10 protein-coding genes are annotated in these 12,518 nt (G+C 71.1%); all 10 read left to right on the forward strand.

Annotated elements, in window-relative coordinates:
- The first annotated feature begins 41 nt into the window (after positions 1 to 41).
- The 10 genes from secD (at position 42) to GXY35_00435 (ending at position 12,457) form a co-directional block, all read left to right on the forward strand.
- On the forward strand, positions 42 to 2,558 hold the full coding sequence (gene secD / locus GXY35_00390; GenBank protein NLW93060.1) for a protein translocase subunit SecD: 2,517 nt from the start codon (positions 42 to 44) through the stop codon (positions 2,556 to 2,558).
- A 52-nt stretch (positions 2,559 to 2,610) separates the two neighbouring features.
- The gene (locus GXY35_00395; GenBank protein NLW93061.1) at positions 2,611 to 3,573 is read left to right on the forward strand and encodes a glycosyltransferase family 9 protein; all 963 of its coding nucleotides are present in this window, start codon (positions 2,611 to 2,613) and stop codon (positions 3,571 to 3,573) included.
- A 25-nt stretch (positions 3,574 to 3,598) separates the two neighbouring features.
- Positions 3,599 to 4,465 (forward strand): VanZ family protein, encoded by an 867-nt coding sequence (gene vanZ, locus GXY35_00400; GenBank protein NLW93062.1) that lies wholly within the window; start codon positions 3,599 to 3,601, stop codon positions 4,463 to 4,465.
- A gap of 86 nt (positions 4,466 to 4,551) precedes the next feature.
- Positions 4,552 to 6,492: a hypothetical protein gene (locus GXY35_00405; GenBank protein NLW93063.1), complete on the forward strand. Its 1,941-nt coding sequence runs from the start codon at positions 4,552 to 4,554 to the stop codon at positions 6,490 to 6,492.
- Positions 6,493 to 6,566: 74 nt separating this feature from the next.
- Positions 6,567 to 6,713 (forward strand): hypothetical protein, encoded by a 147-nt coding sequence (locus GXY35_00410; GenBank protein ID NLW93064.1) that lies wholly within the window; start codon positions 6,567 to 6,569, stop codon positions 6,711 to 6,713.
- A gap of 126 nt (positions 6,714 to 6,839) precedes the next feature.
- Entirely contained in the window at positions 6,840 to 8,024 is a 1,185-nt protein-coding gene (locus GXY35_00415) for a nucleoside-diphosphate kinase (protein NLW93065.1), read from the forward strand.
- A gap of 6 nt (positions 8,025 to 8,030) precedes the next feature.
- Positions 8,031 to 9,203, forward strand: a complete 1,173-nt coding sequence (locus tag GXY35_00420) for a pyridoxal phosphate-dependent aminotransferase (protein NLW93066.1) — start codon at positions 8,031 to 8,033, stop codon at positions 9,201 to 9,203.
- 78 nt (positions 9,204 to 9,281) lie between these two features.
- Positions 9,282 to 10,490, forward strand: coding sequence for an isocitrate dehydrogenase (NADP(+)) (gene icd, locus GXY35_00425; protein NLW93067.1), 1,209 nt, complete (start codon positions 9,282 to 9,284; stop codon positions 10,488 to 10,490).
- A complete protein-coding gene (locus GXY35_00430) occupies positions 10,487 to 11,053 on the forward strand; it encodes a manganese efflux pump (protein ID NLW93068.1) in 567 nt (188 codons plus the stop codon). The genes icd and GXY35_00430 overlap by 4 nt, the downstream gene beginning before the upstream one ends.
- Positions 11,054 to 11,158: 105 nt before the next feature.
- The gene (locus GXY35_00435) at positions 11,159 to 12,457 is read left to right on the forward strand and encodes a homoserine dehydrogenase (protein ID NLW93069.1); all 1,299 of its coding nucleotides are present in this window, start codon (positions 11,159 to 11,161) and stop codon (positions 12,455 to 12,457) included.
- Positions 12,458 to 12,518 lie beyond the last annotated feature (61 nt).

Genomic DNA, 12,518 nt, shown 5'->3' on the forward strand with positions numbered 1-12,518 from the left:
TGGCGTACAGCGTATAGCGTACAGCTGAAAAGGGAGGATTCATGAATCGCAACCTGAAATGGAGGATCGCCCTCATCTTCGCGGTGCTCCTCGGCTGTTTCTACTACATCTACCCGACCGCGCGCTGGGCGGGGCTTTCGCTTGAAAGGCGGAAGGCGCTGGAGGGCGAATGGGCGCGCCGCGACGCCGAGACCAGCGGCGAGGGGCTCGCCACCCGCGTCTTCTACTCCCTGGAGAAGTGGCTGCGCGGCGACCCGCGCAGGATCCTGAACCTCGGGCTCGACCTGCGCGGCGGGATGCACCTCGTGCTCCAGGTCGAGACGGCGGAACTCACCGACGACGCGAAGCGGGACGCGGTCCCCCGCGCCCTCGAGATCATCCGCAACCGCGTCGACGAGTTCGGCGTCGCCGAGCCGTCGATCTACCCGGAGGGACGGGACCGCATCGTGGTGCAGCTCCCCGGCATCGACGACCCGCGGCGCGCCATCGACCTCATCGGCAAGACCGCCCTGCTCGAGTTCAAGCTGGTGGCCGAGGACGCGCTCACCGAGAGGACGCTCGACGCGATCGACGCGAAGCGGCCGCTCCTCTCCCACCTCGAGGACGACCGCGGCAGGACCTCCGAGGGGGTCGGCTACACCTCCTGGCACGTCCTCGAGGCCAAGGCGGGGCTCGTGGAGGAGATCCTCGCCTCGCCCGAGGCCCGGGAGCTCGTCCCCGACGGGTACGAGTTCCTCCTCGGGAGGGCGCTCCCGTCCCCGCGGACGAAGGACCGGATGCGGGGCGTGCACCTCGTCCGGGAGGAGCCGATCATCAGGGGGCTCTCGCTGAAGAACGCGCAACTGAGCCGGGCCGGCGCGTTCAACCAGCCCGTGGTGACGATGGACTTCGACCGGGAGGGGATGCGCAAGCTCCGGATCGTCTCCGGCGAGGCGGAGAAGCGGTACAAGGATCCGAAGAACCCCGTGGTGACGCGCCTGGGGATCGTGCTCGACGACGTGGTCTACTCCGCGCCGCTGATGATGGTCAAGCTCGACTCGAGCCCGTTCATCGAGGGGCGGTTCAGCGTGGAGGAGGCGAACGATCTCGCCATCGTGCTCAGGGCGGGGTCGCTCCCGGCCCCGGTGAAGATCGCGGAGAACCGGATGGTGGGTCCGAGTCTCGGCCGCGACTCGATCGCGGCGGGGGTGAAGGCCTCGATCTTCGGCCTCGCGCTCGTCGTCCTGTTTATGATGGCCTACTACCTCCGGGCGGGCGTCGTCGCCGACTTCGCCCTGCTCTTCAACGGCCTCCTGATGATCGCCGCCCTGTCGATGTTCCGCGCCACGCTCACCCTCCCCGGTATCGCGGGCATCATCCTCTCGCTAGGGATGGCGGTCGACGCGAACGTCCTCATCTTCGAACGGATCCGCGAGGAGATGGCCATCGGCCGGAAGATACGCGCGGCGATCGAGAACGGCTACGCCAGGGCGTTCGTCACGATCGTCGATTCCAACCTCACCACGCTCGCCGTGGCGCTCATCCTCTACTGGATAGGCACGGGGCCGGTGCGCGGCTTCGCGGTGACGCTGAGCATCGGCATCCTGACCGGCATGTGGACCTCCCTCTTCGTCACCCGCGCGGTCTTCGACTCGATGTGCCTCAGGCCTTCGTTCACGCGCCTCCGGATGCTCCAGGCGATCAAGCTGACGAAGATCGACTTCATCGGGAAACTCCCGTACGCGCTCGCCCTCTCCGTGCTCCTCATCGCGCTCGGCTGCTGGAGCTTCTTCGGGCGCGGATGGAAGAACAACTTCGGCGTCGACTTCAGCGGGGGCGCGCTCCAGCAGTACAGGTTCGAGCGCCCGGTCCGGATGGAGGAGGTCAGGAAAGGGGTGCGCGAGCTCGGCCTCCAGGATTCGATGATCCAGAACGTCGAGGAGGGGCGGGAGCTCATCATCAAGACCGCCTCCGACCGCGGCGCGGAGATGCTCGCCCTCTTCACGGCCATCTTCCCGGACAACCCCGCCACGCTGCTCAGATCGGAGGTCGTCGGGCCGGTGGCCGGAAGGGCGCTCAGGCAGCAGGCGGTGCTGGGCCTGCTGGTCTCGTTCGTCGCGATCGTCATCTACGTCGGCGTGCGGTTCCGAAACGTCCAGTACGGGCTCGCCGGCGTGATCGCCCTCGTGCACGACGTGCTCGTCACGGTCGCCGCCTGCGCCCTCACCGGGAGGCCGTTCGACCTCGGCATCGTGGCGGCGCTGCTCACGATCGTCGGCTACTCGATCAACGACACCATCGTGATCTTCGACCGCATCCGCGAGGATCTGCGCCTGATGAAGAAGACGAGCTTCCGCGAGATCGTCAACCTGAGCATCAACCAGACGCTCTCGCGCACGATGATCACCTCGTTCACCTCCCTGCTGATGGTGACCTGCGTCTTCATCTGGGGAGGCCCGGTCATCCACGACTTCGCCTTCGCCCTGATCGTCGGCATGGTCGCGGGGATCTACTCCACCGTCTATATCGCCGCGCCGATCCTGATCCTCTGGCCCGGCGCGCGGCGGTCGGGGGCCTGAGCCGGTCGTCGCGCCGGCGCCGTTCCCGCCGCCGAGCGAGGCAGCGCCCCGAATGACGGCCGATCCGCGGACGGTCCTCGTCGTCAGCCTCGGGGGCCTCGGGGATTTTCTGACCCGCTGGCCCCTCTGGCAGTCCGTCCGGCGCTCGTTTCCCGGCGCCCGGATCGTCTACCTCGGCGCCCCCCGCCACGCCCGCCTTCTCGCCGCCGCGGGCCTCTGCGACGAGGCGCGGGATTTCGACGCCGCGGACCGCCGGTTGCCGAACAGGGCGGACACGCTGGTCTCCGCGCTCGGGGCGCGCGGGGCGGCGTGGGCGGAGCGGCTGGCGCGGGAGACGGGGGCGGCCCGTCTCGTGTCGATCGAACCGTTCCCCGGGGAGGAGGCGCGCGTGCCGGTGGGGGTGCATGTCGAGCGGCAGATCTCCGCCGCGGGTCTGGCGGCGCCGGATCCGCCGGAATGCCGCATCCCGGAGCCGCTGCGCCGATGGGCGGCCGAACGCCTCGCGGAGCGGGGGCTCGACGGGGCCCGCACGGTCGCCATCCACCGCGGGAGCGGGTCGCCCGCCAAGAACTGGCCGCGGGAGCGGTTCGAGGCCCTCGCGGCCGGGGCGGCCGGGCGCGGCTTCGAGGCGCTGTTCCTCGACGGGGAGGCGGAGGAGGGGCGGTTTTCCGAAACCCCGGGGACCGCCAGGTTCCGCGGCCTCGACCTCGCGGAGGCCGCCTCCCTCCTCGCCGCGTGCCGGGCGTACGTCGGCAACGACAGCGGCGTCTCGCATCTCGCGGCGCTGCTCGGCGTGCCGACGACGGTCATCTTCGGCCCCACCGACCCGGCGGTCTGGGCGCCGCGCGGGAGGCGCGTCACCGTGCTGGCGGGCCGGGCCCCCTGCGCCCCCTGCGGCCGGGAGCGGATGCAGAGGTGCGGAAATCGCCGGTGTCTCGCGGAGATCTCAACGGAAAAGGTTTTGGACGCGCTGGGGCGCGCGGGCCGTGCGGCAACGTCGCGCGAACCCGTCTGACGCCTCGGCGCGGGGGGGCGATGCCGTGCCCGTCGCGTGCCGCTGGATCGTCGCCGCCTGCTACGCCGCCGCCCTCCCGTTCCTGCGCGGGGGCTGGGAGCGGATCCGCGCGCGCGGCGGGGATTCGTTCGCCGCGGCGCTTCCGTTCGCCGCCGCGGCGGCGCTCGCCGCGGCGCTCCTCTGGTACCTCGCGGCGAGGAAACGCGAGACGAGAGTCACCGTCTACCTTCTGCTCGCCGTCCTGTGCGCCGCCGCCCTCGCCCTCTTCCGCTCCTCCCCCGAGCCGATTGCGAGGATCCACATCGCCCAGTACGCCTTGCTCGGTCTCCTCGTCTTCTGGGCCATGGACGGCCCGCGCGAGGGACGGATCTGCTGCCTCGGGGCCTTCCTCGCCGGCTCCGCACTCGGCCTCGCCGACGAGACGCTCCAGGGCGTCCTCCCGTCGCGCATCTACGACCTCCGGGACGTCGCGCTCAACATCCGCTCCGTCCTCCTCGGCCAGGCGGCGATCCTTTTCGTGCTGCGGCCGTGGGAGCGCAACGGGGGCGGGCCCCCGAGGCGGGGAGGGGGCGGGCGACTCGCCCTGCCGGCCTGCGCCTTCTCGCTGGCCGCGCTCCTGTGCCTGGCGAACGTCGCGCTGGTCGAGATGGGGACGCCGACGCGCCCGGGGTGGGAAGGCGCCGTCGCGGGCGGGAGGGACGGGTTTCGGCACTTCGGCCCCGCGGCGGTCGCCGCCAACACGGTCGGCATCGCCGCGGCGGTCGCGATGCTCGGCGCCGCGCGCGGGCCGCTGCGGGGCGCGGCGCGCCTCCTCCGCGCCGCGGCCGTCTGCGGGCTTCTCCCACCGCTGATCCTCCTCGTCGGGGCGCTTCTGGGGCTGCGGTTCCGCTGAACGGTTCCCCGCGCGGGCGGGGCGTTTTCGCTTGCCCCGTCGCGGGCGGGATGCTACCGTGAGGGCTGTTCGCAAGGAGGATCCCCGTGCCTGCACGCATCGCCCTCATCCTCGCTTTCGCGTGGGCCGCGTCTGTCCCGCCGCTTGCCGCCGCCCCGCCCCCCGCGCCCGCCGCGGGGTGCCGCATCGACCTCGACGCGTTTACGGTGGACGGCGTCGGCCTCCGTTCGTCCGCGGCCGAGGTGCGCGCCGCGCTCGGGGCGCCCGAGGAGGAGCAGCGGATCTCCGGCGTCGTCACCGACGCGGAGCGCGAACGCGAACGGGCCTCGACCGACGCCGAGGAGGGGGAGGAGCCGGACGTCCGCGACCCGCAGACGCGGCAGGCGCGGGTCGTCTACGCCTATTTCGCCAAGGGGATACGGGTCGTCTTCCTCGCGGAGACGATGCGCGTCGAATCGATCGACCTGTACATCAAGGCCCTCCCCCCGTACGCCCGCTTCACCGGCTCGTTCGTCCAGCCGTTTTCGGTCGAGGTGCGCGAGGCGGACCTGCTCCGCCCCCTCGCCGGCCGGATCTACAAGGACAGCCCCGTCTCCCTCTCCCTGAAAAAGGACGACGCCGCGCCGAAACGGGAGACGGCGCTCCTCTCCTTCGGCGTCGAGGGGTGGCTCACCCGGGTGACCTTCTCGTGGGAGGAGAATCTCGAGATCGACTTCGACCGGCTCAGCGTGGCGGGGATCGGCCCCGGCGACCCCGTCTCGCGCGTGCTCGAGCGCCTCGGCCCCCCCGACCGCCACGCCGTCCGCGCGAAACAGACGATCGGCAGGTGGGAGCGGGAGGGGCTGCGGATCCACGCCGGGCAGCATGACGGGCGGGTCTGCCGCATCGTCGTCGCCCTCGCCAGGTTCGACGGCGGGGCCGCGCAGGGGTTCCCGCTCGCGCAGCGCAAGGACGCGTACCGCGCCCATCTAAAAGACCGGATCTACCAGGAGTCGAGCGCCCGGATATGCGCCTATCGGGCGGGGGAGCCGCTGAGCCCGCAGAAGCTGATCCTCAACTTCGACGAGAGCGACCGCCTGAAGTCCGTCGTCATCGACGTCGCGCCGAATGTCGCGGTCGACCTCGCCTCGTTCGCCATCGGCGGGATCCGCGTCGGGGACCCGGCGAAGAAGGTGCGGAAGGCCCTCGGCTCGCCGAAGAAATGGCGCAGGGCGGGCAGGCAGGTGATCCTCGGCTACCCGGTCGAGGGGATCCGGGTGCATCTGGAGGACGCGGCGGAGCGCGAGGACGACCGGAAGGCGCCGGAATTTTCCTGGAAGACGCTGGGCGAGGTGAAAAGGGTGGAGGCGCTGCTCGAGACCTCCCCGCGCCTGTACGGGACCCCGTTCTCGTTCGGGTCCCCGGCGGCGGAGTGGGAGAAGGAGGCCTCCGCGATGCGTTTCAGCAAAAAGGGGGAGACGCTCTACCTCAGCCCGGACGGGAAACCGCCCGCGCGCGGCGTGGCCGCGCTGGTCGCGTTCGAGAAGATCGGCTGGCCGCGCGCCGCGATGATCAGGGAGTTCAGCGACGTCCTGATCGACATGAAGAACTTCTCGGTGCACGGGGTCACGCTCGGGACGCACGCCGACGAGGTGCGCAGACTGCTCGGCAAACCGGAGAGGGCCCGCGTGCTGGAGAAGCAGCACCTGGAGGTGCTGCGCTACCTCGGGAAGGGGCTCGTCGTCGTGATCGACCGGATGAACCGGGGGGTCTGCAAGATCACGGTCCATATGGACCGGTTCGAGGGCTCGTTCGCGCAGGACCTCTCCCCGGACTCCAACGCCGACGAGTTCGAGAAGGCGGTCTACGCGCAGATCTACACGCAGGACGAGAAGCGGCTCTGCCTCAGCCGCGACGGGAACCCGCCGGTCTGGGAGGAGGGGATCGTCAACTTCGGCCTCTCCGGCGAGGTGGACACGATCGTCTTCCAGACGCTCGGCATCAAGAAGGAGGGGATTCTCCTTGACATAACCCGCGAGCTCGAATGAGAATGTCTCCGCGCGGGTTCCGTCGCTCGGCATCCGTTCGCGGCGCGGGCGATTCGCAACCGGAGGAGGTCGTCATGGCGGAGGGGTATTGCGTGAAGTGCAAGGCCAAGAGGGAGATGGTCGGCCCTGAGGATGTCACCCTGAAGAACGGCAAGAAGGCGATCAAAGGCAAGTGCCCCGACTGCGGGACGGGGATGTTCAAGATCACCGGCAAGGCCTGAGCCTCGTCGCGAGGACAGGCGGCCTCAAACGGAACAGGCGGAGTGGCCCGTCAGTCCGCTTGTTCCGTTTCCGCCTCTCCCGGGCCGGTCGCGCGCCCGTGCCGAGGGGCGGATGAGGAAAGGCGGATGAGCGAGGAACTCTGTTTCGTCGCGATCAACCCGTACACGATACGCAAGTCGCGCACCGGCGGCGTGATCGGGCGCCTCCTGTCGCGTTCGAGCCTCGAACTCGTGGCCGCCAGGATGTACGCCCCCTCGCGGGAGCTCGTCGAGGAGTACCTCTCGACCATCCCGGCGAGGCGAAACGACCCGGACCGGCAGGTCAGGACACTCATCAGGAACTACGTGCGGCTGAACTACGCCCCCGGGCCGAATGGGAGCCGCCGCCGGGTGATGTTCCTCCTCTTCAAGGGGCCCAACGCCTGCCGCGAGCTCTCCGAGGTCGTGGGACACATCACCAGGAGCAGCCTCTCCGGCGAGTGCATCCGGGACACCTACGGGGACTGCATCTGGAGCGGCCGCGGCACCGTGCGGTACTTCGAGCCCGCCGTCCTCATCGTCCCCGCCGGGGAGGCCCCCGGGCCGTCGCTGCGGATCTGGGGGCGGCACGCGGCGCGCGACGGCGGGCTCCTGACGGACGTCATCCCCTGGCCGAAAGGGGTGCGGCCCGAGGAGACGACGGTGCTCATCAAGCCCGAGATCTTCAGCTCCCGGAGCATCCGGGCGGGCAACATCATCGACATCTTCTCCAAGGCCGACCTGTACATCGTCGCCGCGAAGCTGCTCCGGATGAGCGTGGCCCAGGCCGAGGAGTTCTACGGTCCCGTCCGCGACTCGCTCGCCGAGAAACTGCGGGGGCCGGTCACCGCCCGCGCCCGGCTCGCGCTCGAGAAGGAGTTCGGCTTCACCCTCCCGGAGGGGACCGCGCGCGGCATCGGGGGCCGCCTGAACCGCCTCGTCGCCGAGGACCAGTTCAGGCAGATCGTGCGGTTCATGACCGGGCGTGACGCCGCCTCGACCCCCCCCGCCGAGCGCGACGCGCCCGGGCTCGTGCGGTGCCTCGCCCTCGTCTACCAGGGGGTGGACGCGGTGCGCAAGATCCGCGCGATCATCGGCGCGACGGACCCGAAGAAGGCGGATGTGGCGACGGTGCGGAAGGAGTTCGGGAGGGACATCATGGTGAACGCGGCGCACGCCTCCGACTCCCCCGAGAACGCCCGGCGCGAGATGCGGATCATCGACTTCGAGCGCGACGACGTCGGGCCGGCGATCGAGGAGCACCTCGCCGCGCGTCAAGAGCGGGAGGGGTGACCGGCGATGGCCAGCCGCGGCTTTGCGCGCTCCGTTGAGGCGGTCGAGCCGTCGCACACCCTCGCCATCGACGCCAGGGCGAAGGCGCTGCGCCTGGCGGGGAAGGACGTGGTGGGGTTCGGCGCCGGCGAGCCGGACTTCGACACCCCCGCGCACGTGAAGGAGGCCGCCTGCCGCGCGATCGCCGAGGGCCGGACCAAGTACACCCCGGTCGCCGGCATCCCCGCGCTCAGGGAGGCGGTCGCCCGCAAGCTCGCCGCCGACAACGGCGTCTCCTACCGGCCGGACGAGATCGTCGTCTCCTGCGGGGCGAAGCACGCCCTCTACAACGCCATCCGCGTCCTCCTCAACCCCGGCGACGAGGCCCTCATCCTGTCCCCCCACTGGGTCACCTACCCGGCGCAGGTGATCCTGGCGGGGGGGAACCCGGTCTTCGTCGCCGCCGAGGCCGCAGACGGGTTCCGGATCGATCCGGAGCGGGTCGAGGCCGCGGTGACGCCGCGCACCCGCCTGATCATCGTCAACAGCCCGAACAATCCGACCGGCTGGGTCGCGGAGCGCGACGAACTGGCCGGCCTCGCGGAGATCGCGCTCCGGCACCGCCTCCACCTGATCTCCGACGAGATCTACGAGAAGATCGTCTATCCCCCCGCCGCGCACCTGAGCATCGCCTCCCTGGGGCCCGAGATCAAGGAATGCACGATCGTCGTGAACGGCGTGTCGAAGTCGCACGCGATGACCGGGTGGAGGATCGGGTATCTTGCCGCTTCCCGGAAGATCGCCGCGCTCGCCGAGCGGCTGCAGAGCCACTGCACCTCGAACCCGGACTCGATCGCGCAGGCCGCGGCGGTCGAGGCGCTGGGCGGGGACCGGGGGTTCGTCGAGATGATGTTGCGCAGCTTCCAGGCGCGCCGCGACCTCCTCGTCGGCCGCCTCGCCGCGATGCCGGGCGTGCGCTGCGCGGTGCCGCGCGGCGCCTTCTACGCATTCCCCGACATCTCCTCTTTCGGCGTGGGGTCCGCCGCCCTCGCGGAGGAGCTGCTGGAGAAGGCGCTCGTGGCGGTGGTGCCCGGCGCGGCGTTCGGCGCCGACGCGCACCTGCGCCTCTCCTACGCGACCTCGACGGAGCAGATCGAGAAGGGGATGGACCGGATGGAGCGGTTCCTCCGGTCGCGCTGACGGATTGCAGGCGGCCCCGGGGCGCGCATATCCCCGGCACCGGCGAGCCGTTCGCGGCCGCGCCGGAGATCAGACCCTATGCCCGACAAGATCAGAATCGCCGACGACGGCTCCCTCGCGGTCCCCGACCGCCCGATCATACCCTACATCGAGGGGGACGGGGTGGGGCCCGAGATATGGCGCGCCGCCTCGGCTGTCCTCGACGCGGCGGTGGCGCGCGCCTACGGGGGGGGGCGGCGCATCGCCTGGCGGGAGATCTACGCGGGGGAGAAGGCCGCGGCGCGTTTCGGGGCGGACACGTTCCTCCCCGAGGAGACGATCGCGGCGATCGCGGAGCACGCCGTGGCGATCAAGGGGCCGCTCACGACGCCCGTCGGCGGCGGCTTCCGGTCGCTGAACGTGGCGCTGCGGCAGCGCCTCGACCTGTACGCCTGCGTGCGCCCGGTAAGGTATTTCCCCGGGGTCCCGTCGCCGATGCGGCACCCCGAGCGCCTCGACGTGGTCATCTTCAGGGAGAACACCGAGGACGTCTACGCGGGCATCGAGTGGCCCTCCGGGAGCCCGGAGGCCGAGGCCCTCGCCGGGTTCCTCTCCTCCCGCCTCGGCGCGGCGGTGCGGCCCGGCTCCGCGCTCGGCATCAAGCCGGTCTCGCCGGAGGGGTGCAGGCGGCTCGTGCGCCGCGCCGTGCGCTACGCGGTCGACCGGGGCCGGAAAAGCGTCACGCTGGTCCACAAGGGGAACATCATGAAGTGGACCGAGGGGGCGTTCCGCGAGTGGGGCTACGCCCTCGCGGCGGAGGAGTTCGCCGGGGCGGTCGTCCGCGAGGGGGAGGGGGGGGAGGGGAGCGGAGCGGTGGTGATCAAGGACCGGATCGCCGACTCGATGTTCCAGCAGCTCCTCCTCCGCCCGGAGGAGTACGACGTGATCGCGACGACGAACCTCAACGGCGACTACCTCTCGGACGCCTGCGCGGCGCAGGTGGGCGGGCTGGGGCTGGCGCCCGGCGCGAACATCGGGGACCGGGCCGCGGTCTTCGAGGCGACGCACGGCAGCGCCCCGAAGCACGCGGGGAAGGACCGGGTGAACCCCGGCTCCCTCATCCTCTCGGGGGCGATGCTGCTCGAGCATATCGGCTGGGCCGAGGCGGCGGCGCTCGTCGTCCGGGCGCTCGGTGACACCATCCGCGCGGGCACCGTGACCTACGACCTCGCCCGCCAGATGGAGGGGGCCCGCGAGGTCGGGTGCGGCGCGTTCGCCGCGGCGGTCATGCGGGCGATCGAGCGGTGAATCCGATCCTGCTGCTCGCCCTGGCCGCGGCGCTTGCGATGGACGCGTTCGCCGTCTCGCTGGCGATCTCGCTCCTTCTCGGGAGGCCGTCCGGCGCCCAGACGTTCAGGCTCGCCTTCAGCTTCGGCCTCTTCCAGTTTGCGATGCCCGTGGCCGGCTGGTTCGCCGGGCGCGGGATCCGGGCATACATAGAGGGGGTCGATCACTGGATCGCGTTCGGCCTCCTCCTCTTCATCGGGGGCAGGATGCTCCGCAGCGCCGGCAGGCTCGACCGCGACGGCGGCTGCCCCCCGTGCGACCCGACCTGCGGCGCATCCCTCCTCATCCTCTCCGTGGCGACCAGCGTCGACGCGCTCGCGGCGGGGCTGAGCTTGAGCTTCCTGGGCGTGGAGGTCGCCATCCCCGCCATGGTGATAGGCGCCGTCGCCTTCCTGCTGACGGCGCTGGGGATGCGGATCGGGCCTCTCGCCGGCCGTCTGTTCGGCCGGCGGGCGGAGATCGCCGGGGGGCTCATCCTGATCGCCATCGGCGCCGGGATCCTCGTTGACCATCTGTGCGCCTGAGCGGACGGTGCGGCCCCCCGCCTGCGCCCCATTTCCCTTGAACCGCGCGCATCTTTTCGCTACCGTGGTGCGATGTCGCTTCGCCACGGAGCGGAAGGCGCGGGAATGAAGAAGATCAGGATCGGGCTCATCGGCCTCGGCACCGTCGGCACGGGCTTCGCGAAGGCGCTCGCGCGGAACGGGCCGGTCATCCGGCAGCGGTTCGGGATCGACCTCGACCTCGCGCTCGTGGCCGAGAAGAACCGGCGGGCGGGGAGGGAAGCGCCCATCCCGCCCTCGCGCCGGGTGCGGGATGCGGCGCGGCTCGTCCGGGATCCCGAAATCGACATCGTCGTGGAGCTGATCGGCGGCTGCGGCGCCGCCAAACGCCTCATCGCGGAGGCGTTGCGCCGGGGGAAGCACGTCGTCACCGCCAACAAGGCGCTGCTCGCCGAGCACGGGCGCGAGCTGTTCGGCATCGCGCAGGAACGCGGCGCGGATCTCTACTACGAGGCGAGCGTCTGCGGGGCGATCCCGATCGTCAGGGCGCTCCGGGAGGGGCTCGCCTCGACCCGTGTCGCGTCGATCTTCGGCATCGTCAACGGCACCTGCAACTACATCCTCTCGCGGATGACCGGTTCCGGGATCGACTTCCGCGCGGCGCTCCGCGAGGCGCAGCGCCTCGGCTACGCCGAGGCGGACCCGGCCCTCGACATCGACGGCACCGATTCGGCGCACAAGCTGGCGATCCTGGCCACCCTGGCCAGCGGGAGCTGGGTGCCGCTGGGGGCGGTCTACGTCGAGGGGATACGGCGCATCTCGGCGATCGACATCCGGTTCGCGAAGGAGTTCGGCTACGTCATCAAGCTCCTCGCCATCTACAAGCAGCGGGCCGGGCAGGTGGAGGCGCGCGTCCACCCGACCTTGATCCCCGCGAGCCACCTCCTCTCCTCGGTGGGCGAGGCGTTCAACGCGGTCTGCGTCGAGGGCTGGCCCGCGGGCGAGATCGTGCTCTACGGCCGCGGCGCGGGGCAGGCGCCCACCGCGAGCGCCGTCCTCGGGGACGTCATCGACATCGCGCGCAACATCGGGCGCGGCTGCTGCGGGAGGGTCCCGCCGGTGGCGGCGCGCGTCGGCGCCCCTCGCGTACGGCCGGTCGAGGAGATCGAGACCCAGTACTACCTGCGCTTCTCCGTGGTGGACCGGCCCGGCGTCCTCGCGCGGATCACCGGCATACTCGGCAGGCAGGGGATCAGCATCGCCTCGGTGCTCCAGACGGAGCGCAGGATAGGCGGCGTGGTGCCGGTGGTGCTGATGACGCACCGGTCGCGCGAGGGGAACGTGCGCCGGGCGATCGCGAGGATCGACCGTCTCGCCGATGTCCGCGACAGGACCGTCCTGCTGCGCGTGGAGGAGAAGGTCTAGCCGGGAACGAGAAAGGCGCGAGGCGGAGCACCCGGTTCCCGCACACCTTGTTCCCCGGTTC

It is taken from the genome of Chlamydiota bacterium (assembly GCA_012729785.1).
GTDB lineage: Bacteria > Auribacterota > Tritonobacteria > UBA1439 > UBA1439 > UBA1439.